This is a genomic window from Terrisporobacter glycolicus ATCC 14880 = DSM 1288 (assembly GCF_036812735.1).
Taxonomy (GTDB): Bacteria; Bacillota; Clostridia; order Peptostreptococcales; family Peptostreptococcaceae; genus Terrisporobacter; species Terrisporobacter glycolicus.
Genome location: NZ_CP117523.1, coordinates 985,022 through 1,010,898, shown reverse-complemented (window position 1 = coordinate 1,010,898; position 25,877 = coordinate 985,022). Strand labels below are relative to the sequence as shown.

General features: G+C 28.7%; 24 protein-coding genes. 3 read left to right on the top strand and 21 right to left on the bottom strand.

Features of this window, described 5'->3' with window-relative positions; all coding sequences use genetic code 11:
- Positions 1-22: 22 nt before the first annotated feature.
- Positions 23-772: a CpsD/CapB family tyrosine-protein kinase gene (locus tag TEGL_RS05005; RefSeq protein WP_018589090.1), complete on the bottom strand. Its 750-nt coding sequence runs from the start codon at positions 770-772 to the stop codon at positions 23-25.
- A gap of 15 nt (positions 773-787) precedes the next feature.
- Entirely contained in the window at positions 788-1,459 is a 672-nt protein-coding gene (locus tag TEGL_RS05000; RefSeq protein ID WP_018589089.1) for a YveK family protein, read from the bottom strand.
- Between the two features lie 736 nt (positions 1,460-2,195).
- Here TEGL_RS05000 and TEGL_RS04995 point away from each other — a divergent pair.
- Complete coding sequence (locus TEGL_RS04995; protein ID WP_018589088.1) at positions 2,196-3,089, top strand: metallophosphoesterase; 894 nt, start codon at positions 2,196-2,198, stop codon at positions 3,087-3,089.
- 260 nt (positions 3,090-3,349) lie between these two features.
- On the opposite strand, the gene TEGL_RS04990 is transcribed toward TEGL_RS04995, so the two are convergent.
- The 17 genes from TEGL_RS04990 to TEGL_RS04910 all read right to left on the bottom strand — a co-directional run bounded on the left by TEGL_RS04990 (position 3,350) and on the right by TEGL_RS04910 (position 20,654).
- A complete protein-coding gene (locus tag TEGL_RS04990; RefSeq protein WP_018589087.1) occupies positions 3,350-4,039 on the bottom strand; it encodes a hypothetical protein in 690 nt (229 codons plus the stop codon).
- Positions 4,026-5,507 (bottom strand): AAA family ATPase, encoded by a 1,482-nt coding sequence (locus TEGL_RS04985; protein ID WP_018589086.1) that lies wholly within the window; start codon positions 5,505-5,507, stop codon positions 4,026-4,028. The genes TEGL_RS04990 and TEGL_RS04985 overlap by 14 nt, the downstream gene beginning before the upstream one ends.
- Positions 5,508-5,562: 55 nt before the next feature.
- On the bottom strand, positions 5,563-5,964 hold the full coding sequence (locus TEGL_RS04980; RefSeq protein ID WP_018589085.1) for a GtrA family protein: 402 nt from the start codon (positions 5,962-5,964) through the stop codon (positions 5,563-5,565).
- A 63-nt stretch (positions 5,965-6,027) separates the two neighbouring features.
- Complete coding sequence (locus tag TEGL_RS04975) at positions 6,028-6,510, bottom strand: VanZ family protein (RefSeq protein ID WP_018589084.1); 483 nt, start codon at positions 6,508-6,510, stop codon at positions 6,028-6,030.
- A 104-nt stretch (positions 6,511-6,614) separates the two neighbouring features.
- The gene (locus TEGL_RS04970; protein ID WP_018589083.1) at positions 6,615-6,995 is read right to left on the bottom strand and encodes a hypothetical protein; all 381 of its coding nucleotides are present in this window, start codon (positions 6,993-6,995) and stop codon (positions 6,615-6,617) included.
- A 160-nt stretch (positions 6,996-7,155) separates the two neighbouring features.
- Positions 7,156-9,516, bottom strand: coding sequence for a fibronectin type III domain-containing protein (locus TEGL_RS04965; protein WP_018589082.1), 2,361 nt, complete (start codon positions 9,514-9,516; stop codon positions 7,156-7,158).
- 226 nt (positions 9,517-9,742) lie between these two features.
- Positions 9,743-11,176, bottom strand: a complete 1,434-nt coding sequence (gene ortB / locus TEGL_RS04960; RefSeq protein ID WP_018589081.1) for a 2-amino-4-oxopentanoate thiolase subunit OrtB — start codon at positions 11,174-11,176, stop codon at positions 9,743-9,745.
- Positions 11,177-11,228: 52 nt separating this feature from the next.
- Positions 11,229-11,540, bottom strand: a complete 312-nt coding sequence (ortA, locus tag TEGL_RS04955; RefSeq protein WP_018589080.1) for a 2-amino-4-oxopentanoate thiolase subunit OrtA — start codon at positions 11,538-11,540, stop codon at positions 11,229-11,231.
- A gap of 104 nt (positions 11,541-11,644) precedes the next feature.
- Entirely contained in the window at positions 11,645-13,072 is a 1,428-nt protein-coding gene (locus TEGL_RS04950) for a Na+/H+ antiporter NhaC family protein (RefSeq protein ID WP_018589079.1), read from the bottom strand.
- Positions 13,073-13,325: 253 nt separating this feature from the next.
- On the bottom strand, positions 13,326-14,684 hold the full coding sequence (locus TEGL_RS04945) for a sigma-54-dependent transcriptional regulator (protein ID WP_018589078.1): 1,359 nt from the start codon (positions 14,682-14,684) through the stop codon (positions 13,326-13,328).
- Positions 14,685-16,718 (bottom strand): transporter substrate-binding domain-containing protein, encoded by a 2,034-nt coding sequence (locus TEGL_RS04940; RefSeq protein WP_018589077.1) that lies wholly within the window; start codon positions 16,716-16,718, stop codon positions 14,685-14,687.
- 225 nt (positions 16,719-16,943) lie between these two features.
- Positions 16,944-17,498, bottom strand: coding sequence for a class D sortase (locus TEGL_RS04935; protein ID WP_018589076.1), 555 nt, complete (start codon positions 17,496-17,498; stop codon positions 16,944-16,946).
- 10 nt (positions 17,499-17,508) lie between these two features.
- On the bottom strand, positions 17,509-18,006 hold the full coding sequence (locus tag TEGL_RS04930; protein WP_018589075.1) for a signal peptidase I: 498 nt from the start codon (positions 18,004-18,006) through the stop codon (positions 17,509-17,511).
- Between the two features lie 33 nt (positions 18,007-18,039).
- Positions 18,040-18,729 carry a hypothetical protein gene (locus tag TEGL_RS04925; protein WP_018589074.1) on the bottom strand — a complete coding sequence of 230 codons (690 nt, stop codon included), beginning with the start codon at positions 18,727-18,729 and terminating at the stop codon, positions 18,040-18,042.
- 1 nt (position 18,730) lies between these two features.
- On the bottom strand, positions 18,731-19,357 hold the full coding sequence (locus tag TEGL_RS04920) for a TasA family protein (protein ID WP_018589073.1): 627 nt from the start codon (positions 19,355-19,357) through the stop codon (positions 18,731-18,733).
- Positions 19,350-20,036, bottom strand: a complete 687-nt coding sequence (locus tag TEGL_RS04915) for a hypothetical protein (RefSeq protein WP_018589072.1) — start codon at positions 20,034-20,036, stop codon at positions 19,350-19,352. Before TEGL_RS04915 ends, TEGL_RS04920 begins: the two co-directional genes overlap by 8 nt.
- A gap of 75 nt (positions 20,037-20,111) precedes the next feature.
- Complete coding sequence (locus TEGL_RS04910) at positions 20,112-20,654, bottom strand: TasA family protein (RefSeq protein WP_018589071.1); 543 nt, start codon at positions 20,652-20,654, stop codon at positions 20,112-20,114.
- A 327-nt stretch (positions 20,655-20,981) separates the two neighbouring features.
- Between TEGL_RS04910 and TEGL_RS04905 the strand changes: the two genes are divergently transcribed.
- Together TEGL_RS04905 and TEGL_RS04900 are read left to right on the top strand one after the other, a co-directional pair.
- Positions 20,982-21,941, top strand: a complete 960-nt coding sequence (locus TEGL_RS04905; protein WP_018589070.1) for a hypothetical protein — start codon at positions 20,982-20,984, stop codon at positions 21,939-21,941.
- Positions 21,942-22,108: 167 nt separating this feature from the next.
- Positions 22,109-23,395 (top strand): hypothetical protein, encoded by a 1,287-nt coding sequence (locus tag TEGL_RS04900; protein ID WP_018589069.1) that lies wholly within the window; start codon positions 22,109-22,111, stop codon positions 23,393-23,395.
- Between the two features lie 102 nt (positions 23,396-23,497).
- On the opposite strand, the gene TEGL_RS04895 is transcribed toward TEGL_RS04900, so the two are convergent.
- Positions 23,498-24,643: a M20 family metallopeptidase gene (locus TEGL_RS04895; RefSeq protein ID WP_018589068.1), complete on the bottom strand. Its 1,146-nt coding sequence runs from the start codon at positions 24,641-24,643 to the stop codon at positions 23,498-23,500.
- A gap of 15 nt (positions 24,644-24,658) precedes the next feature.
- On the bottom strand, positions 24,659-25,798 hold the full coding sequence (locus TEGL_RS04890) for a M20 family metallopeptidase (protein ID WP_018589067.1): 1,140 nt from the start codon (positions 25,796-25,798) through the stop codon (positions 24,659-24,661).
- Positions 25,799-25,877 lie beyond the last annotated feature (79 nt).

The following is a 25,877-nucleotide window of genomic DNA, read 5'->3' as shown; positions in this document are numbered from 1 at the left end:
CGCATTTCTTTATTTAATTTGCCTATCTAACTGATCCCATTTTTTTCTTTTTATTAAATAATTTTCTCTTTTTCTTTTTATTAGCTCCCCTACCGCTTCTTCCATCATCTTGTTGATAGTAATATCCATAATACCCATATGCATTATTTTCCATATCATACTTATTTAAAATTGAACCTATTATATTGATATCAGACTTTCTCATATTATCAATAACTTCTTTAGTATAATTTATATCAGTCTCATTTGCTCCTACAACAAACATAACTCCATCTGTGTATTTAGATATTATCATTCCATCTGATACAATTCCTACTGGAGGTGCATCTATAAATACATAATCATATTTACTTTCAATATCTTTTATAAAATTTTGCATTTTTTTTGAAGATAAAATTTCCGTTGGATTAGGTGGTATAGCACCTGGTGTTAATACATGGATATTTTCTTCTACTTTGTTAATACATTTTTCCAAATCTCTTGTATTTTTCAAATAATCCATAACACCATAAGTGTTTCCTATACCAAACATCTTATGAACACTTGGATTTCTTAAATCTAAGTCTACAACTAATACCTTCGTATTTTCCAACCTAGAAAATGCATGAGCTACATGACATATCGTTGTGCTTTTTCCTTCATTTTGCTTTGTACTTGTAAACATAATAGTTATTAAGTTATTGTCTATATCAGCAAAACTTATATTAGTTCTAACCGTTCTATATGCCTCTGCTAAAGGTGATTTTGGATCTAAATCCGAAATTTTTCCCATATTTATAACCTCCTATTAAAACTTAGGAATTATACCAAAAACTGGTAATCCCAATTTATCTTCTATGTCTTTTGGTTCTTTTATTTTTGTGTTTAACGATTCTCTCAAGAAAACAACAAATACGCTAACCATTCCTCCTAACACAGTTGCTATAAGTATATTAATTATTTTATTTGGTTTTATTGGTTTTTCTGGTACTGCTGCTTTATCTATCACCTCTGTTCCACTTGCCTTTACTATTCTTTGTACCTCTGTAGAGAATATTTCTGGGATAGTGTTACAAATTGTTGCCGCCACTTTTGGATTTTTATTTTTTACAGATATTTTTATAATTTGTGTATTTTCAATATTAGTAACTGAAACTTCTTTTGAAAGTTCTTCATAAGTCATGTCTAAATTCAACTTATTTATAGCTGATGTGATAACTGATCTAGATTTGATTATCTCCCCATAAGTCAATGCTAACTTTTGTACAAAGTTTAAATCGTCACTTGTTGTCATCTGCGTAGTTTCATTTTCCATCTCTTTGTTAACTATTAGAGTAGTGTTTGCTTCATAGACAGGAGCTAATACATAAAAACTAGCTAATCCACTTATTACTCCACAAATTACTGCAGAAAGTACTATTATCCACATTTTTTTCTTTAGTATAAAGAAATACTCCCTTAAATCAATTGTTTCTTCCATAATTCCTCCAATATAACTTATTTTAAAATATGTTTTTATATTTACATTCGTGTTTTTATATTCGGCCAACCTTTACTTTAAAATATATATTTAAATGAATTCCATATTTATTTATAAAAAAATAACCAAAACTTTAGTAGACCTTAATTTAATTACACAAATTTAAAATAAACTTTAATTTATATCAAAATATATTTTATTTTTAATTTATATATATTTTCGCCTTTTTTCTCCACCGAAAAGTCTAACATATATTTCCATGTATTACAATTTTATGAATCATTTTATATACATAAAATGATTTTTGTCATTGTCGACAATTGTCGTATTTTTAACATTTGCGAATTTTATAGACATAGAAACTCAACATTTTCATTCTACTAGAAGTCTTATTATTATTTATATCCATATGCCTTCTTCCAAATTTTGATAATAAAGTTTCAACAAATACATTTTACTTTGCACACAGATTATAATTTATATTTTATTTTAATTTTAATTTATATATTCTTTCATTTTTCTCTCATTTGTTTATACTATATTTTTATATTACGGCATAAACAATTTTTTTTTAACATTCTATTTGATAAAATAATCTTATTTTTGATTAAATTTTTTTATCTTCTAGAATTTTTTCAAGTATAATATAATAATCATATGACAAGAATATTTACCTGAATGCATATATTTTAAAGCAATCAAATTTAGAGATGAATATTATGAAAGGAGTATACTATTGAAAAATATAAAGAAAAAACATAAGATCCTTTGGGTCGTTATCCTTATATTATTATGTATTTTTACAATAATAGGTCTAAATAATAAAATGAATAAAAGCTTTGTTATAAAAGAAGAAACTTTAATATACAAAAAGCTGCCAAAATCACTTGAATACTATAAAATACTTCAACTTTCAGATTTACACAGCAAAAAATTTGGTACGAACAATGAAAAGTTAATAAAATCAATCAAAGAAATTAATCCCGATTTAATTCTAGTTACAGGAGACATGTTCACTGTATCAGATATTTCCATAGACATGAATGAAGAAGAGCTTGTTCCTTATCAACTGCTTTCTAAGTTAGCTACGCACTATAAAATAGTTTATGTTTCTGGAAATCACGAAGAAGGAAAAGATATAATCTACAATGGTGATGACTATAGATGTCGAAATCGTAGCAAAAACAACTCATATAATAGATATAGAAATAAACTCGAATCCCTAGGAGTAACATTTGTAGAAAATACCTCTTTGCAAAACTATAATGACTTCATAAATATTTACGGTGTGTATTTTGATTCTATGGAGAAAGATGAATACTATCAATCTATCAACTTGGACAAAACAAAATTCAATATAATGCTATGCCATGACCCTAAATACTTTGATACTTTTGTTAATATGGGATTTGATTTAGTACTTTCAGGTCATGTTCATGGTGGCATAATTAGAATACCTCTAGTAGGCGGACTTTTTAGCCCTGACAGAACTTTTTTCCCTAAATATGATAAGGGTATTTACAAAATAAATAACTCCTATATGAATGTTAGTACCGGACTTGGAGACTCCATACTCAAAAGGGTTCTCAATCCTCCTGAAATAAATGTTATTACTCTAAAGAACAAATAAAATAAAAATCTACCTGTAACAAATGGCCAAATTCGTTGCAGGTAGGTCTTAATTGTAACTTCATAGCTGAAAAGGTTATTTTTTTTAAGAAATAATATGAATATAGTTACATTTCAAATGCCTTTGAACTATAATTATTTTAGGCTCGAATGATAACTATATGATATAGTCCATTCTTAAGTTTACATATTATTTAATATTAAAGGACAACCTCCCCAAGGTTGTCCATTTTTCATTCCCTTACATTTTAAACAACTACTTCAATTCATTTTAAAATAAAGATGAAAATTACAATATCTATTTAATGAGTTACAATCATTTTTTATAAATTGCCATGTTTCTTTATAATCACCTTTGGCCGTAAAATCATTACAACTTAAAAAATCCACAAACTTCTTTTCTTCCCCAACGTATTTGTCCACAAAGTCATAAGAATATACACGCTTTTTATTGCATGGTGTGTTTTGACAATTATGAAGTACATGTTCTAAATTACAAGAAAAAAAGTAAACTTTGTATCCAATCCGTCCAATATTGCTAGTTTGATAAAGTTTGTTTAATATATTGCTCTTTCTCTCATTTCTTTCTACTATTAAATCCCTTTTATTTGTAACAATAGAATTATGAGTGTAAAAAGTTTTCTCCTGTTTCATATCTTCTACAACAAAATTTTCCTTTATAAAAGCTCCATCTGTATCTACTAAATGAATTATTTCTTGTATATCTGTTTTTTTCAAACCATTGTTCTGTGATAAAAATTTCTTTACTTGACTATCAATTTTCTTAATAATATTTTGGCAGTTTGAATTAAAGTCTGCTGTAATATCTTGATTTATTATATGAAACTGCACACTACATTCTTGTACTAATTTTGAAAGAATTAAACTTAGAGACATTTCATCGGTGATTCCTTCTACTATAAAAAGGATTATCTTTTTAGTCTTTATCATTATTTCCAATCATCCATGCCTTTCTAAAAGCATAGTTTATCTCATATTTATTAGTCTCATCGTACAAATCTTCTTTCTGTCCTCCAAGCATAATACCTCTGTAGTAAAAATCTCGAAGATTATTACCTGTTTTTGTATTGTTTAAACTTATATATCTGTTGTGTTCATTTGTTGTTGTAAATACTACTAAGTCCTTGTTTAACTTCTCCAGGGCTCTTAAGTTATGTGATGTGAAAATAAGTTGACCTTTGGCACTTTTGCTTAAAATTTCAAGGATTTCACCTAATAAATATTCAAAAATACCAGCATCTAACTCGTCTATTGCCACCAAAATATTTTCATTATTATACATTCCTATTAATACGCTTAATATGGAAACAATTTTTTTAATTCCTTCTGACTCATATTTTAAAGGAATTTTTCTTCCATTTTTCACTGATAAAAGTTCCACCTTAAACGCTTCTTTTGAATTTTTCAAAGTTTCCTTACCATAATTTTTTATTTCTATTTTTAATTTAGGAACTAAAGTATTTAGTACCACATTTATTTGTTCCAAAATTTTATTAACTGTTTCAAATTTATCCATATCAATAATAGAAACCTCAAATAAGTTTAGTCCAATACTTCCTCGCTTATTTGCCTTTTTGTTTTCTAACATAAAACTAATAGGAATCATTTTGTTACTTGTTATGGCACCAAGCTCATCATTTTGTATAACAAAAAGGTTGAATATTGCAAAGTTCCTTAATATAGCCATAATCTTGCTGTTTTCTGGGTTAGTTTTTGCAAAAGAAGTTATCAAAAGAGAAAATGTCTTTTGACTAAAAATAAAGGATGTCGAATTTTCCTGGGAAAGGCCCTTTGCAATGCCAAGTCTCACCTTCTTATCAGTAGAGTTTGCAACCTCTTTATAACTTTTTATAGGCCTAAAAGTATAGTCATTATCATCCATATTATAATCCACAATTGTTGTACTCTTTCTCCACTGATTTTCCTCCAATTTTGAATAAGTCAACTTCTCTCTAAAAATTTCTACTGTTATATCTTTGTCATCCTCTATACTAGAACCCTCACTTTTATTTAGCTCTAGTATTTTATCATATTCTATACCTAAATACGGTGAAAAAGCCCCACTTTTATAAGTTTTTCTTAGTTCAAATTTATAGATTACCCTGTATATTTGCGTCTTATCAATAAGTCTAAATTCTAAGCTAATTCCTGCAGATTTGGCATCACAAGAAATGAAGTTACAAAAATTAGGATTCAATGGTTTACCTGAAATAACCATTCTAAAAAGATATAGAGCATTTATAACAGATGTTTTTCCTGATCCATTTTGGCCATATATTCCTAATATATTAGAAATATCTCCTGATTCCTTATCTTCTTTAAAGTCAATTTTCCCATACTTTACATTTTTAAAATTTTCTAACTCTAATGTTTTTAACTTTACAATTCTGCTATCCATAAAATCACCTCCATGGTACAACAAAACACCCACCTCAAGGGTCGGTGCTTTTGATTTATTTTTTTATTACGTATTTCATCACAAAAAAAGTAATGGGAGTAGCAACTAGTGTTGTAATCACAGGGGCCAACTTACTATTCATATTGATTTTATCCACCAATAAAATAATGCCAAAATACTGAATAATAAAATTAGGCACATAAGTCAAAGGAAAAAGTAAAAACTTTTTCAGATTAGGCTTTTGTTTGTATGTAAAATAAGTATTAAAAAAATATGATCCTACAATACTAACCATATAGCCCATAACAAATGAAATTCTGTATGAAAATTTGAATATATCCATAAAAATCAAATATGACAAATAATAGTCTGCCGTATTAATACACCCTACAATTGTATATTTCATAAACTCAACTAAATTACTTCTATCTTTTATAGTTATAAAGGTTTTATCCATAAAGTTGTCTCCTTCTTCTCATAATTTGACTATTATTTATGGTTACCTTTTATTTTGCAATTTTTACACGGATTTTATTCTCTTTTTCCTACTTCTCTTCATTTCTAACAATTTTATAAATATCAAAACTATTGCAATTCCTACTAAACTGCCTGATGAGTCTATTAACACATCTCTTACTTGTCCTGCTCTTCCTGGTACAAATAGTTGGTGAATTTCATCAGAGATAGCATAAATGGCACATAGTAAAAGTGCAAATTGAGGCTTTTTATTTATATGTTTAATTTGTAAAAACAACAACATTGATAAAATCCCCAGAATCATATATCCAATAAAATGAGCACTTTTTCTACCTATAAATTGAAGACTTTCTACAATATTCACTTGAACTTCCTTTGGTTGCTCATTAAATTTTGGTACTATTGATAAAACAACTTTTATAGTGCTTCCACTTGTATTTGACGATACTTCTGCATTTTGTGATGACATTAAAAAAATAAATAACATCCAAATCACAATTAATACTGCGAAAATACTCTTTTTCACTATTATCATCTCCTTTCACAAATTATATTATAGACTATTTTTATATAAAAAGAGACTACCTTTTTAAGATAGCCTCTTTTATAAAATTCAAAACACTTATTTTCTTATTTTCTTTTCTTCTTTTTCTTTTTTTTCTTCTTTTTATTTATACCTTTTATCTCTGGTTCTTCTTTTTTCTCAATTTTGCAAGATTTTCGTATATTGTAATACATAATTGCACCTATTATAAATAGTACTGCTATACTTGCTTTGTTTAAGGCATCTCCTACCTTATTCCCCATAGTAAAGTATCTAGCAACTAATAAAATAATACTAATAAATCCATATGCCATAATATGAGTTCCAGCTACTTTAGCTACTTTTTTATTATCATATTTTTTCTCATTAACAAAAATTATGTATCGACCCAGATTGTATCTTAATGTTGCATAACCTAAAGCGATGGCAAGTAATCCTATCATTAAATCTGTATATAATCCCGTCATATCTTCCCTCCTCCTTGTCCAAGTTTATTATATCATTTGTTGTCACAAAATTATAACAATATGATTATATAAATATATATAAAAAAAATCACTCAGCTACCGATTTAAGCCACCGCGCGATTGCTATAAAATTTCAGGAAAATCCGTTTGTCAAAATTTTCTACTTAACTTTTACAGACTTTACACTGCTATAATAACTGTATACGTTTCCTATATCGACTTTTCTATATGCATTAATCTTGTAATAATATGTTTTTCTTGTTTTTAACCCTTCATCATAAGCCCTTAAAGTAGAGTCACTTTTAATAGTTTTTATTCTTTTATAAGTTCCTTTTTTACTTTCTGATCTATATATTGCATATCCATATGCACCATTGACTTTTTTCCAGCTAATTTTTACTTTTCCATTTTTATTAGAATCATTTTTCACACTAGAACTAGTACAAGATGTAATAACTGGTGTATTACATCTTGTACTAGTTTTTAATATTGCAGAATATGCTCCGTAATCTCTATTTTTTCCAACTTTTATATAAGCTTTTACTTTATAATAATATGTTTTTCCTGGTGATACTTTTTTGTCTGTAAATTTTGTATTTGTACTACCATTAAGTTCAGCCACTCTTTTGTATTTTCCATTTTTACTAGTTGCTCTGTACACGCTATATCCGTTAGCATAACTTGCCTTATTCCAAGACAACTTTACTGAAGTTTTATAAGAAGAATTCTGTTTTAATTTTTTAACTTGGGATGGATATTTTGTTTTTTCAGAGGAAACACTAGAATAAGCTCCATAAAGATTTTCTTTATCTACAGTTTTGTAGGCTCTTATTTTATAGTAATATGTTTTTCCACTTACTAGTCCCCTATCTGTGTAAGTATTTGAAGATTTATTAGAAACTTTAGCTACTTCAGTGTACTTCCCATCTTTTGATGTTGATCTATAGATTTTATATCCTGTTACGCCACCTTCTTTGTCCCATCTAATGTTCAAAGAGCTAGTAGTGCTACTTAAGACTTTTACTCCAGAAACTTTATTAGGATAAATTTTAAATGTAACAGTCTTTTTCCCAGTATAATTACCTGTGCCTACAAGGGTTATAGTTCCTTTGCCGCTTAGATTATTTTCTCCATAATCTAAAGAATAGTCCTTACCTTCTTCTAGTGTTTTATTATTGTATCTAGCTACAATACTGGGTTTTGAACTACTTGAACAAGATATAATTTTTTTCCCATTACCTATTTGAGTTATTTTACAACCACTTAAATCATATTTTACTTTCACATTACAAGTGGCACTTTCACCTTTTTTAGTCTTAACAGTAATTGTTGCATAACCCAAATTTACTCCTGTTACATTTCCTTTTGAATCTACTTTTGCTACATTTTTATTGCTGCTAGTAAAAGATTTAATTGCATCACCATGAGATAGTTGTATACCTTTTAATTTAAAAGATTTTCCCACTCCTATTGTTTTTTGTACCTCATTTAAAGAAAATTTTTGCTTGTTGTAATCAACGTTACTATAAGATGTCTTTGATATAGGATATGATACATTAAATTCATCCGTATTAAATTCTTCATCTCTTTTATGGTCAGGAAACTCAGCATTATTTCTCAGGAAATATGTATATTTAACATAATTATTGTCACCATTAGCCGCATCCCAGGTATTATCTATGTTGTACCATTTTGTACCTATTTTCCCTATATTCCATGCATGATTACCACCATTTGATTTTCCTGTAATACATCTTACTTTTACACCTAAATCCTTCATCATTTTGTAAGTTAGAGCTGCATATCCATTACATACAACATTTTTTGAAACAATAGCATCATACGCAGAGAATTTTTTCAAAGAATAATCGTATACTATATTTTTAGTAATAAAGTCATGAACAGCTTTAGTTTTTGTATATTCATCTTTATTGTAAACATTTAGCTCATCTAAAACTTTTTTCACCTCATAATCAACACGTTGCTCTTGTTTATATGTTGAATAATATTTCACTTCAAAGGTAAACTTTGTTTCATTAGACCTAATTTGGCAATTGATATCGCAAGAAATCCAGTTTCTAAAAAGATAATCTCCTTCACTAGAATTAGCATTCTCATCATCTTGTACTGCCATTGCAAATAAATCTTCGTATAAAGTATTATAATTTTTCTGCTTTATTGTAAATTCAATAGTGCCACTTCTTTTTACCATCTCTTCCTTCAAATAATTTGCAGCTTCTTTTTTTGTTGAAAAAACCTTATTTGAATAAAGTTTATAGGAAGATTTTGGCGAATAACCTTTTACATTCGCATCTTGATACAGAGGATTTACTATTTTCCCATCTGACTCTTTTATAACTTGAACTTTATCCTGTGATGTACCAATAGAAATAACTTTTGGATTTGTCTTATATACAGATTTTAAATTTTCTGCAAAAATATTTAAATTCCCTATTGAAGTCAAATTGAAAATCAATAGAACACATAAAAATAAACTAATTATTTTCTTTAAATTTTTCATTTTTTCTCCCTCATATAATTTATTCTTAAATATTATAGATTAAACAAAATCTATTCTATTAGTAATTACGGCATTATTAAAATCATCTTTAGCAGAATATGGATAAGAATTATTTGTATTATAAAAATAACTAATAAAAACCCCTCATAAAATACATTTATTGAGGGGTTTTATTAGTTTAATTTTAGGTTTAAGAAAAAATCTATAATTAATTAGGTTTTGAGGCTTAAACAGTCACTTTGTTTGTAATTTTTACGCCTAGTTCTTCCAAACGCTTTACAACAAAATCTCTATCTTTATTTACTTCTTCTATTAAATATAATATATCTTCTTCATCTATTTCTTCCAGCTTGTTATTAGCAACTGCATTTTTTATAAAGTTATTTTTTAATCTATCTAAGTCTAAATCATTAGATTGGATATCTCCCATATTCCAAGGTATCACTATATTTTTGCCAGGAACATTTTCTGTTGGATTTCCTCTTCTTATTTCTATTCCATTTTGTTTAGCAAAAGTAAGCTGTGGCATTGGATGTTTTCCTGCTCCTGTGTATTCTGTTTCTTGTACTACTATTATTTGGTCTTCATCCATTTCTTTTGCTATAGATATGGCTGCTGCAAGAGAAGTATTTCCTGCTGGTCCTCTTTCTATTCCTTCCACTTGAGCTAATGCTTCTGTTACGTAGAATACTTCTCCTTGTGTAACTGTTACATATCTGTCCATATATCTTAAAACTCTAGCTGCGTTTCTTGGTACATCAGATCTATCTGGCCAAGTTGCAAATGGAACACCAAATCCTGTATGACCTGTTGTGAAAGATTTTCTGTTAAAAGCATGATCAGATGCCATATGAAGTCCGCTTAAGTCAACTGATGCACCTATTATCTTAGTATCTTTTGCACAAGCTAAATTTAAACCTCTCTTAGTTCCTGTTAAGTTTCCTCCACCAGCGTGAGTTGCTACTACTACATCTGGGTATTTACCTTCCATTTCCATCATTTGATTAGCTAGCTCATATCCTAAACTTTCTACACCAGCTATTCCAAATGGAGTATATAAAGAAGCATTGAAATATCCTGTTTCTTCTAATAATTTTAAGAATGTGTAGAATAGCTCTGGTCCAACTGTTAATTGTATAACTTCTGCACCTAATGCTTCACATTTTCTAGTTTTTTCAAGTATTTCTGGCTGACCTATTTTTTTTGAATCAAATACTTCTTGAACTATTATACATTTAAGCCCCATTTGAGCTGCTTGTGATGCTACTGCTGCACCGTAGTTTCCACTAGTTGCTGCTATTACACCTTTGTATCCCATTTTTTTAGCATGATAAACAGATATAGCTGCTCTTCTAGCTTTAAATGATCCTGATGCATTTGCTGCTTCGTCTTTTACAAATATTCTAGCCCCCTTACCTTCTTTTGAATATTTCCTAACTAAAGCAGTTATATTTTTAAGTTCCACTAAAGGAGTTCCACCAACTTTTGCTTCTTTTTGTATTTTTACTATATCTTCTATTGAATAACCAACTGATGACATCATTTTTTCATAATCAAAAGCTATCTTTCCATGTTCAAAAACACTATAATCAAGTCCTACTGCTTCCTTCATTATGTCATTTTTTCTGCCCATTACGGCTAAGTAAGACATATCCTTCATATCTACATCCCCTTCTCTTTCATGATAAATTAAATATTTCTTTACTCTTTTCTTATTTGTTATTTAGTTCTTCAATTTCTTTCCTAAGTTCCATTCCAACTTGAATTAATTCTTTTACTGGATCACCAAAGTCATGTACGTGTCTTGGATTTATTGCACATAATTGTCCTTTAACACTTCTTCCTATTATTGTCTCTATCTCAATTTGATCACCTATAGTTGCTTCGTCTGTTATCATTAATCCTCTTATCCATTGAACTAAAGGTACTTCTTTTGTATCATCTGGCACTTGAGGTGCTCTTTCTTCTGGCTTCAAAAGTACTTCTTCTATTTCTACCCAATCACCCTTTTTTGCTATAATCATTTTTAATTTAGCTCCTTTCTTAATTTAGGTTTCTTATATTTCATAAACTCTAGATCTATGACTAGCTAAGGTAGACCTAGAGTTCAGTTATCATTTAAATTTGTTTAAGCCTCTGCTTCAGCAAAAGTTTTTACTTCTTCACCTTTACTGTTTACATACATTCTTCCCCAACCACTTATCATGGCAAATAACATTACTGCAAGAAGTGCCCAACAATAAATTATCCATGGAGACATTTGAGTTGTTGTTAATGCAGGTACCATACTACCAAATTGTTCACTAGCTTGAGCTGATAAATTTTTAGTAAGTAATAAAGCTGGTGTCCAAGGTAGAGAGTAAACTAATGTACAAGCTGTTGCATCTAGTAAGTTTGCTCTTCTATATGGAGATATTTTATATTTTTCTCCTAAAGGTTTAGCAAAAGATGTTCCTATTGCAAGGATTGGTGGTGCATTTAATCCCATTATTCCTGACATTGCAAGCGCTAGACCACCTATACTCATTTCCACTCCACGAGCAGTATGTACGAATTTTTCTGTTATACCTATTAAAGCTTTGTCTCCTCCACCTTTTTGCATAATTCTTACACAAGCTAAAACTAAAAGTGCTAAGATACATATATCAACCATTCCACCTATTCCATCTACTAATAAACCTTGAACTGTATCTCCTTTTATAAATAGCAAGTCTGATGGGCTTATCATTCCAAGTCCACATCCAAATATTGCTGCTGCTATTGTTCCTATAGTTGTTGCTGCTATTATGTGATGACCTTTAATTGCTAAAGTAATTGTTATTGCTGCTGGTATTAACATTAATAATCCTTTTGGATTCATATATTGAGAAACTAAATCATAAGGAATGTCTTGAGCCGCTCCTCCACCACCAAATAACATAATTGCTACTAAAGTTGCTGCTCCAGCTACTAATGAATACTTTAATCTTGATTTTACAACTCCACCAACATCAGCACCCTGAGTTGCTGCGGAGCATATAGTAGTATCAGATAATGGTGCCAAGTTGTCACCAAAGGCTCCTCCACCAACTATAGCTCCTGCCATAACAACTGGGTTTGCTCCAAGTAAAACACCTGCTGGATATAATACTGACATACCTGCAACTATTGTTCCGAATCCTGTTCCTGCTGCTGTTGCAAATAATGCACTTGCTATAAATGTAATTGCCACGAAAACTCTTCCACTAGCTCCAACATTATATGCAAGCCAGATAATTCCTTCAACTAAACCCGATGCTCTAAGAACTGATGCAAAAACACCTGCAAATATCCAACATGCTATAGGTGTTACTGCTATTGGATCTGCCATACCTTCTATAACTGTGTCACAATAAGTCTGTTTATCTGTTGCGAAAAAATAAGTTGCCATAATTCCTAGTAATGCACCAATCCACATCCCTCTTATGTCCGGCGCATTAAGAACTGATATATAGATTGCTATTAATATAAATACTCCAAAAGGTAAAAAGGACATCCATCCTCCACCATGAAACCTAAGCGTCTTTTTTTCTTCCATAATATAAAGCCCTCCATTTTATAATTGATTATTATATCTGCCTTTTTATATAAGCAATTGTTATGCCAAGTTTTCAAATTTCCACAAAATAATTATTTATTCTTAAAATAAAGGTATTTTATAACATTTTTTTATTTTTTTACAATAAAAAAAGAAAAATACTTCCAGCAAGTCACATAATTTATTAAATAAATGTGCAACTTTTTTCCACCTGGAAATATTTTTCCTACTAATATATGTAATTTTTTTCACACTATAAATTTTCTTTCACATTGTACTCCACAATTTTATTAAAAAGTTGCCTTCTACTAATCTCTAAGTACTCTGCACTTTTTGTAATATTGCCATTAAACCTTTCTAACACTTTTTTTATATAATTGGCTTCAGCTTCTTGTTTAATTTCTTTTAAAGGTTTAATATCTTTTAGTTTTATGAAGTTTCCACAATCTGGTTCTACGCTAGGTTGGACATTTGCTGAAACAAATTCCTTTCGAATGATTCCATTTTCTGATAAAACCACAAGCCTGTCTAAAATATTTTTTAACTCCCTTATATTCCCTTTGTATTCATAACTTAACAAATGATTCATTACATCATCTTCCACCTTTTCAATTTTTTTATTATATTTGGCAGAAGATTTTTTTAGAAAAAAATCAATTAACATGGGTAAATCTTCTTTTCTTTCTTTTAATGATGGTAAATGAATAGATATTGTATTTATTCTATAAAATAAGTCTTCTCTAAATTCTTTATTTTCTATTGCTTCATAAAAGTCCTTGTTGGTAGCACAAATTAATCTAAAATCCACATCTATAGGTTTATTACTTCCGATTTTTTCTATAGTTCTATTTTCCAAAACTCTAAGTAATTTGACTTGAGTATTTAAATCAATTTCTCCTACTTCATCTAAAAATAATGTTCCACCGTGAGCTTCTTCAAAACGACCGATTCTTTTATTAACTGCACCTGTAAAAGATCCTTTTTCATGACCAAATAACTCAGACTCTAATAAGCCACTTGAAAATGCCTGACAGTTAACTGGTACAAATTTTTCATTCTTTCTTTTACTATTTTCATAAATAAATCTGGCCATTACTTCTTTCCCTGTTCCTGATTCTCCTGTTATTAAAACATTTACATCAGCAGAAGCTGCTTTTTTAGCAATTTCTATTATTTTTCTAAAATTATAATTTTTAGTATCTAACAAAAACTTGTTATTTATTTTTTCAACTTTTTCTGAACTTTCACATTCTTTCTTAACTTTTTCAATTTCTCTTAAAAGTTCCCCTGGATTATTTCCCTTTATAAAATACCCAAAAGCTCCTTTTTTCATTGCTTCAACAGCATTTTTTATTGTACCAAAACCAGTTATTAACATGACATAAGTGTTCATATAGTTATTTTTTATTTCTTCTAGCAAATGGATTCCATCCATACCATTCATTTTTAAATCTGTTAAAACTAAGTGAAATTCTTCTTTTTTTAATATTTCCAAAGCTTCTTCGCCACAACTAGCCACTTTTGTTTTATATCCTTCATTTTGTAAAATCATATTTATAACTTCTTGATATTGTATTTCATCATCCACTACAAGTATTTTAAAATTGTCCATCTAAATCAACCCCCCCTTTGTAGGTATTTCAATCCTAAATGTTGTCCCTATATTTATTTCACTACTAGTTATTTCAATACTTCCACCTAGTTTTTGAACTTCATTATAAACTATGAAAAGGCCTAAACCAGTTCCCTTTCCTGGGTTTTTAGTTGTGAAAAATGGATTAAATATATTATCTAAATTATGTTTTTCAATACCAACACCACTATCAGTAATGTCAATTTGTATAATAGGACCTTTATCAACGCAAATAATTTTTATAATCCCTCCATTTGGCATGGAGTCAACAGCATTAGTAATTAAGTTTATAAAAATATGTTTTAAACTTTCCTCATTAGTATAAATACATATATTTTCACAAGATAAAATTGATTCTATGTTCATTTCTTTCATAGATTTTTTCTCTAATTGTAAAATAAAAAGTAAAAACTCCCTTATATTTATTTTTTTGTATTCATCTCCCGATATAGCAGAAAAGTTAAGAAGATTATCTATAATTCCACTGGCCCTCTCAACTGATAATTCAATATTATCTATGCTCTTTTGGTAAATTTCTTCATTTTGTCTAGCATTTTTTCCTTGAAGAAGATAACAGTAATTTCTAATAATACCTAAAGGATTTCTTATTTCATGGGCAACACCTGCAGCTAGTTGACCAATGGCAGCCATTTTTTCTGATTGCAATAATTGTTTTTCTGTGGCCTTGGTATTTGTAATATCGTTTATAGTAATCAACATATCATATGTTTTATTTTCTTCACTTTTTTTATCTAACTGTTCTATATCTTTTATATTTCTTACATGAATTCTATAAATTCTATTATTATAATTAAATTCAAAGGGTGCTTCTTTCATATTTTTAACATCGAGAGTTTGCCAAATATATTTAAACATTTCATCTATTTCATATACTTTTTTACTAGAAGCTTCTTCTTTAGTAAAATTGCAGTAATTATAAAAAGATTTATTGCAATTCAAAATTTTTCCCCTTCCATCTACAATAACAATAATTCTATTGAAAACATCAAAAGCTGCCTGTAACTCGTTTTTACTTCGATTAAGTTCCTTTGTTCTATCTGCAACAGCATTTTTCAAGGATCTATTTATCAAATAAAATAAGTATGTTAATAATATAAAAATAAAAAGTACGCTTAATATAATTTTAAATGAATGAGTTTCTTTTTCTCCTGTATATGTCATAGTAGCAGAAATCCCAAACCATTTCTGTTGCATTTTTTCCATTATATTATTTTTATTTAGAGAATAAATACCCTTATTTATAATATTAACTAATGTTCCATGACTTTTAGGAACTGCTAAAACAACATCATTTTCATATATTTCTTTTTCTACTATTTTTAATTTTCCTTCATAATCATTCTTTTGTATAAAATAACTGCAAACCGGTTCATCACCAACTACGGCATCAGCTTCACCACGGTTTAGTACTTTTAAAGCTTCTTTAATATCTGCTACATAAACATACTTTGCACCTTTCACATTTTCTTCTAAAAATTCATTGGTGTAGTCACCAAGCTGTACTGCTATTGTTTTATTGTTTAAATCCGATAGATTTTTTATCTCTTCATTATTATCATTAGCTACAATTACTCCTCTTAATTTGTAAATGGGGTTACTAAATAAGTAGTCTTTCGATCTTTCTACACTTGGAAACATGTCACATATATCTGTTTTTTCATTTTTTAATTCTGATAATGCCTTATCCCAAACTAAAGGTCTAACCTCAATTTGCAAGCCACTTTCTATAGACAATGAATTTAAATAGTCAATAAAAATCCCCTTATATTGATTATCAGTATCTACATATCTAAGGGGTGGAGCATTTTTATCAGCGCCATAAATTATATCTCCGTGATCTTTAAGCCACTGTTTTTCTTCCTCAGTCAATGGTTTAGATATTGTGGAATATTCCATTAAACTGACACCATATTGATCTTCTACTATGTAATTAACTAATTTAATTGTTAAAATTAATATTAAAACTCCTGAAATATATATCTTTTTCCTCATAATAACCTCTTTATTATCTTTTTTAGATTTAATATAATTATATATCATTTTTATTGCATTGTTTTATATACTTGATTATTTTACAATCTATTACTCAAATCAAATATATAGAAGTCAAAAAATGTCTGCTCTTTTAATAAAAAGAGCAGACATTTTTATCTCATATTTATTCAATTTTATGCGCATTTAAATTATTTTTCATTGTATAAATAAGCAATAATCCCTCTACTTTACTACACCTTTTACTACCAGTCTATCAGTGCCTATATACTTAGGAGTACAAGTAATTAAGGTTATTTCTTTACTATCTTGTTTTTGTGGGTTTAATACTTTTAGATTTTCTGGTTTGACTACCTGTATATCAGTCACCTTGTACAAATATTCTTTTTCATTTACCTTTGCCTTAATGCTATCATCTATTTCTAATTCATTTAGATTAGAAAAAAACTTATTAGTAGTATATGCACTATGTCCAGCCACTGCAAAATTCCCTTTCTCACCTGGTAAAGCAGTATTCTCAAAATGTCCAACATATTTTTCTAATGTGCCTTTATCTGTTCCTTCCTTTACTGCTACTCTTATATTAATTTTAGGTATTTCTAAAATGCAAACTACATTGTTAACTAAGTCATTTTTTTCTTCGTCATTTTTATAATTATCATTTTCATAAATTTTCACAATTTCATTATTATTTTTTACTGTAGAATAATTAATATATATAACTGAACATATTATAAAAGAGCCTAATAATATTAGCATCTTACCTACTATTTTTCTCATAAAACTTCACCTATTCTTTAAAATAATAAAAAATAAATAAAGATAATAGTATCATTTCAATGGCTACTACTATAGGATTAGAAAGAAAATTAATAGCAAATCCTAGCTTTGGTATGTGAAACACTACTTTACCGATAATATTCTCTTCATTTGTTATATCGCTATCTTCCACTTTATTATTATCACCTTTTGTAATATACCCTTCGTTTAATTCTCCCACTATTCTATGTGTAATTACTGTTCCTTTTGCATCACTAAAAGTTACTATATCTCCTACATCAATATTACACCTGTTTTTATTTTTAGTTATGATTAAATCACCAGGCTTAAATGTAGGCTCCATACTACCAGATAGTACTGTATAGGTTTTATATCCTATTATACCAAACATCTTTTCTGACTTTGTTGTAAGCAGATTTAAGCCTAATACTAAAAATAATGCTATTAATATAAAATTTATTATCTTTGTTTTATTAAATTTATTTTTTACTATTGCTTCATTAGGCATTTTCCCTCTCCTACTATACTATATTAAAATCTTCTATTCTACTGGATTTTCTATGACTTGTGTCATATTTTCTTCTGTACTAATTTCTTTTTTATTAGTTTCTTGTTTTTTATCAGAAGATTCTTCTGAACTTTCATCTTTATCTAATGTACTTTCTTCTTTAATATTATCTGTTCTATCAGTTTCTTCTGTATTTTCACCACTAGGGCTAATTATACTTTGATTATTATTTGATTTTTCTAATTCTAAAAATATTTTTATTTCTTTATCTATGTTTAATATACCTCCACCTGCTTTTACTAAATATGGTTGAATACTTAAATTACAGTGTTTAGTAGAGTTATTATTATAATTTCTTTTTTCTATTATTATTTTTATATCTTTTCCATTTCTAGTGTAAATAACGTCAGCACCTTCCAATGGAGTTTGATTTGCATTTAGTTTAAATTTTAGTTCTTCGATTTCCTTGTTACTTTCATCTTTATAAAGTTCTCTTCCCTCATATATACATTCACTTATTACAATCTTGTATGTATGTGAATGTATATCATATGATTTTTCAACTTTTTTATTCTGACTATTAATTTTAGGCAACTCAGCATTAAATTTCATATTAACTGATGCATAGTCACTATCTTTGAATACACCATAAGAAAGATTACTTACTGCAAATACTAATGAAATAGCAAACCCAAGGGCAATATATTTTTTTATACTCTTCATATTAATTTTCCCCCTTAACTTGCTCAGCATTTACTTGTATCCCAAAACTAAATGTTTCATCAGGGTATAATGGAGCATCCATTCTTCTAATTTCATTAGATTCATATTTGTAGGGCTTTATAGTAGCCTCAATTTTATATTTGTGTCCACTTTCTAGTACTATATTTGATAACTTTGGTGAAACACTTCCATCATAATACTTATATAAATAATGTTGAGTCATAGGTATACTACTTTCCACAATATTGCCAGATTCATCAACTTCTATTATTCTCATTTTTAAATTTAAAGTTTTGCTAAGTAATTTATCATATTCATCCTCAGATGAGGTCGGCATAAATTTTAAGCTTACTTTTTGATTAAGAGTACCTGAATTTTCTATATAGAAAGTTTTAGTTTTTTCTTTTCCAGAGCTTAACTCCCCAAAATTTATTCCCTTATCAATAGACGTATTCACATTACCCAAGGTAATTACTATATTATTGTTTACTTTTTCTTGATCTGATAAATAAGCGTAACTTCCCAAAACTCCTGTTATACTTATTAATAAGCATAGAGATACACCACAAATAGTAGCTTTTAAACATTGTTGTTGTTTTTTCATTTTCATTCTTTTTAATCTACTCATCATGTTTACCTCCCTTTTTTAAATTTAGTATTATTCCTGTACCTATAACAATACTTCCAAGAGCTAATAAGCTTTCACCATTTATTAAACCACCTGTTTGTGGTAAATTCCCCTTGTTATTATTGTCCTTATCTTTATCTACCTCTTCATCTGGCTTACTTATTCCAGAACCATCATCTACTTTATAAGACACTGATATTTTAAATATACTTTCAATATTTTGAGCATCATTATTCATTTCTTCATCCATATCTATTGTCATATTTAATAATGCTGCTTTCCCTTCTTCTACTTTTATCTCCTTATTAAATGCTATCCCTTTTTCAAGCGTCAAATTTTCCAATCTTTCTTCTAATAAAACCTCATCTTTGTAAGTAAGTTTCACTGTACTATTTTTCACAAATTCTCTATACTTTTTATTAAATATATTCAAAGTATCATTTGTTTCTAAATCTTTACATGATTTAAATTTCATATATAATTTATCTACTATTATATTTTCTTCTCTATTGTTTATTAAATTAAAATCTTTGCTTTCAACTCTTCCTGGATACCATAACCCATCCTCTTTTGTAAAGGTAGGCTCTATATCTACATTTTGTTTTTCAGCAAAACAGCTACTAAAAGAAAGTACTATAAGCAAGGATGAAATCATCCCTATTTTCAACTTTTCATTCACTAAAATTCCCCTTTTCTAAAAAAGCGCCCCATAAATAAGGGCGCTTTTATTTATTGTAATTTATCTGATTCTAAATTAGTTAACTTGAGTTGCATTTATTTCAAATGGTGCAACTAAGTCATTAAAGTTAAATGTAGGTCTTTCATTTAAGTTAAGTCCGTCTTTATCCCCAAATAAACCTTTTGTATCCTCAGGTATACAAACATCTATAATAGCTTCAACTGATTCTCCAGCTTTTAACACTTTATTATTTAAATCAGTAAAAGTTTGTCCTACTAGTACATCCTTAGAATAACCTTGTAATACATATCCACCACTTATAGTAAGTTTTTGATTTAATGTTCCATTATTTTTTATTACAAATTTCTTTTCAAATCTATCTCCTGGTTTTACATTAGTAAATACATCTTTACTTCCTGTATTAGTAGCTTCTGTATTTTTATCATTTAGATTTACCCATTCACCTTCTGTAACATCTACATTTAGATTCCCCATTGTTATTACTAAATCATGATAAGCTTCTTCTTTATCTGAGAAAAGTGCTTTAGTTCCTACAAAAGTCCCCCCAACTAATAATGTTGCTGCTAATAAATATGCTATTGTTTTGTTCTTTTTCATTTTTCATCCCCCTATATTTTACACTCTTTTTAAAACCCCTTGAATGTTTATATCTATTATTGTAGTTGAATGTAGAACTAAAAATATATTATACAATACTATAATTTTATACAATACGTAGCAGTTATTATTATAATCATTTCGTAGTACTACTAAAGCAGTATTATTTATAATACTAATTATACTTTATGGTCACTTAAAGGATAAAAAACTACACCTTATGATAATTGTTAATTAATATCTTAATCTATAAAATCTATAATGAATGGTTCACAAATTAAACGTAGAACATATAAAGCTTTTTTAATTCAAAGGAGGAATAAGGGTATGATAAAAAATAAAATGGCTAGACTTGTAGGTAGTGCTATGGCTGCAGCATTAATGTTTTCAGCTATATCTCCAGCAATAGAAGTAAGTGCTAAGGAGATAAATACAGGTGAAAAGACTGCTGCAACAGAGGAATATAATCAACAATTAGCATATGCTATAGAGGAGATAAGAGTTGTAGTTGATTATTTAGATAATAAAGATTTAGCTAATCCAGATAACCGTGAATACGTACTTGCGTTTGCAAGTGCTGCAGTTGAAAGGGTTAGAGGAATGGAAAGTAACGAGCATATCACATTTATTAATGAAACTGCTGAACAGCTTAGAATGGCAATAGATATATCAGATAGACTTTACGGGGAAATGAAAAATATAAAAGAAGCTTTTGATAATGATTATAGTAAAGAGCACAAAGAAACAGTACTAGGCTACTTAAATGGAACATTGTCTGATATTGTACACTCTGAATATAAAAATTATATAAATAAAACAACATTAAATAATGCAAATAAATTCTTACATAAATATGCAGACAAACTTGCCGCTAAAGATGTGAAATCATCAAATATTGACCAAGAACAACTAAAATATGCTATAGAAGAAATGAGAATAGCAATAGATATAATGGATAACAAAAACCTTATAGATAGAGATAATTATGATAGAATGGTTATATTTGCTAACACAGCAGTAGAAAGAATAAAAGATATGGATCCAGAAAATGAATATGTTAAAGATATATATAGACTAGCAGGTGAAATTTCAACACTTGATAATACTATATTAAGAAGAGTAATGACTGATGTAGAAGGTGTACAAAATGCTACAGCAGATACTAAAGAAGACTGGATAAATGCATTAAACGAATCTATAACTTATGGAAGAAAAAATAATTTACTAAACTATGAAACTGCTTTTGCCGCAACTGAAATATTACATACTGCAGCTGGAATAAAATAAATTTAATATTTTAAAATAAAAGTCACTCCTTTTGCCTATAGCATAGGAGTGATTTTTATTTGCATAAAAATATATTATTTTATCATAAATTGAAAAGCACCTAATAATAGTTTTCAATTTATGATAAAATAATATATAGACGTAAATTTTTATTAGGAGTGAAGTCAATGGTGATAGGAATAATTGGTCCTTTATTTTCTAGTACAAAAATAAAAGACTGCTTAAAAGAGATCAATCCCCACATGGAAATTAAAATATATAATAGAGAAAAAGTCGAAGACACATTAGAAGTAATAAGTGATTGTGAAAATGAGTGTGACGCAATTATGTTTACTGGATGTGCTGTAAGTGAATATGTAAAAGATAATTACAATATTAAAAAGCCTTACGACTTTGTATCTAGGGGAGGTACAAGTATTGTAAAAGCTTTATGGGAGATAAAATCAGACAATGCTAACTTCGATAAAATAAGTATAGATGTTATTGAAAATGAAGTTTTAGAAGATATAATAAAAGAATTTTCCATTGAACCTACTAATTTATATAGCAATCCTTTTACAAAACAAACAAATGAAACACAAGCTATTTTGTGGCATGAAGAGCTATACAATGAAGGAAAAACTAATGTTATGATAACTGGTTTTAGTGATGTTTATAGTGAACTAAAGAAAAAAGGTTATCCTGTATATAGATTAGAACCTACCATTCCTTTAATTAAAGTTGCCTACAAAGAGCTAAAGGGCAAATATGCGTTAAGTATGGCTCAATATTCTCAAATTGCAGTGGAAATAATAAGTTTTACAGATAATAAAAATGACATAGAATACTACTATTCTAATATGATAAAAAAGTCAGATATGGACAAATATATAGTCGATTATGTTAGAAGCATTCAAGGTTCTTTGTTTCCATTTGGTCGTAATGAGTACATAATATTTGCCAATAAAGGAGCTATTTACGATAAAGAAAACTATAATAAATTATTGGAATTATCGAAGGATATTAAACATATTGGTTTTTTTCTAAACATAGGCCTTGGAATAGGTACAACGTCTTATCAAGCTGAAACAAATGCTAGAAAAGCCTTATTAAAATCCATAGATTCAAAATCATCTCATATATATATGGTAGATGAAGATGACACTATGATAGGACCTTTAGGCGAGGAAGGATCTTTAAATTACTCCCTTAAAGTTTCTGATGAAAAATTAATACATATTTCAGAAAGTACAGGACTTAGCTGTGAATCTATAGTTAAAATAATTGCTTTAAATGAAACAAGAAAAAGCAATATATATGATTCAAAGGAACTGGCTGATTTGTTAGATTTAAGTGAAAGAAGTGCTAGGAGGATTCTTCAGAAAATAGTCTCTTCTAATTTAGGACGAGTTATTGCCAAAGAAACTAGCAACGGAAAAGGAAGACCTAAAAATCTTACTGAAATATTATTTTAAAGAAAAAGCTATGGTAAAACCAAATTTTTTTAGTTATACCATAGCTTTTTTAGGGATTTTATTAGTTGTGGCTAAATTTATAATAATATTTTCTATTATTAGCTAATTGTTATGTTCTTTTTTCATTTCATCAACTAGCTGTGGATTTTTTAAAACTTCTAAAGCTGTCATAGCTAGTGTTTTAGCGCTATTTATTAACATATTAAAAGCAAATGGTTTTTTGGAAGATGATAAAAACTCTTTAGTATGAACATCTTCATTGTTTTCTACAAATTTCACCATTGGATGAAGAGATGGTATTACATGACTTACATCTCCCATATCAGTTGAGCCTCCACTTAATTGTTTTGGGCTATCTACTATTCCAAATTCACCCATTTTACTTTTGAATATGTCTGCCAAAGTTTTGTTCCTCTTTAAACCTAAGCAAACACGTTCAAATTGATTATATTCTAATTCACATCCAGTTGCTAATGCAGCTGCTTTTGCACAATTTATAACTTTTTCAACTATTTCACTATAATAGTCTGTCTCTGTTGATCTTATTTCGTATCTCATCTTACATCTATCAGGTATGGAATTTACCACATCTCCACCTTCTAATATTATTCCGTGTATTCTAGTACCATCTTTTAATTGTTGTCTCAACACGCTTATATTATTGTAGAAACTTACAACTGCATCAAGTGCATTTATGCCTTCATATGGCTTAGCTCCTGCATGGCTTGTTTTTCCTACAAAAGTAAAATCATATCCTCCTATTGTTGTAACGATAGGTTCTATACATGTATCAGCAAAAGGATGAACCATCATAGCTAGGTCATAATTATCAAATACCCCTTTTTCTATTAAATACGGCTTTCCTTCTCCTATTTCTTCTGCTGGTGTGCCCAATATACTGATTTCACCACTATATTTTTTTAAAGCTTCTGCTATTCCTATTCCTGCTGCTATACTTATTGCTCCTATTAAGTGATGTCCACAAGCGTGTCCATAAGGTAATGCATCATATTCTGCACATAAGGCTATTTTCGGTCCCTCTCCATTTTTTATAGTGGCTTTAAATGCAGTTTTCATTCCTTCAAAATTTTCCTCTACATCAAAACCTTTTTCTCTTAAATAATTAGCTAACTTCTTACTTGACTCATATTCTTCCATTGCTATTTCTGGATTATTGTATATATCCATACTTAAATTTATTATTTCTTCTCTTATAGATTCTATTTTAAGTAATATTTTTTCCTTCATATATACCCCCCTTAATTAAATCATTTCACTCTTAATTTTATCTACTAGCTTACTATCCTTTAACAAATCAAATCCTGTTAATGCTAAAAGCTTGGCTCCTATAATCAGCCTTTCATGCGCAAAAGGTTTTATTGATTCTTCTAAAAATTCCTTAGTATGAACCTCTTCTTTATTTTCCGAAAACACAATTAATGGTTGCAAAGCAGGTAATTTATGACTTAAGTCACCTATATCTGAAGCACCACCACAATAAATTCCTTCCTCATAAATTCCGCATGACTCCATATGTTTTTTGAATAAGTTTGCCAATATTTTATTTTTTCTTAGACTTAAACAAGTTCTTTCAAATGGCTCGTATTCTAATTCGCATCCAGTTGCTAATGCTGCAGCTTTTGCACACCTTATAACCTTCTCAATAACTTCCTGAAAATAGTCATAATCAAGATGCCTTACTTCATATCTAATAGTACAAACATCTGGAATAGAATTTACAACTTCTCCTCCATTCACTATTATGCCATGTATTCTAGTGCCGTCTTTTAATTGTTGTCTAAGAAGACTGATATTTTGATAAAATAGTACAATTGCATCAAGTGCATTCACTCCATCAAAAGGAACTTGACCTGCATGGCTAGCTTTACCTTTAAATGTAAAATCATATCCTCCCACATTAACTTCATCTGGTTCTATACATGTTACACCAGCAGGATGAATCATCATAGCTATGTCATAATCATCAAATACTCCCTTTTCTATTAAATATGGCTTACCTTCTCCTATTTCTTCTGCTGGTGTTCCTATAACACTTACTTCTCCTCCATACGTATCTAATACCTGAGATAAAGAAATTGCTGCAGCTATACTCATGCTACAAATTAAATGATGTCCGCAAGCATGTCCATAAGGTAGTGCATCGTATTCTGCTATAAATGCTATTTTCGGCCCGTTTCCATTTTTTTTACTAGCCTTAAATGCGGTATCCATTCCACCTAAATTTTCTACTATTTCAAATCCCTTATATTTTAAGAATTCTGATAGCTCTTTGCATGATCTATGTTCTTCCATTGCTATTTCTGGATTATTATATATATCCATACTCAACTCAATTATTTCATCTCTAATTTCATCAATAATGTCTAAAAATTTATTATTCATTTTCCATTCCCCCATTATATTTATTTTCAATTTTCGAGTCAAAATCAATTATATCAAAAATGAAAGAAGAAATAATTAC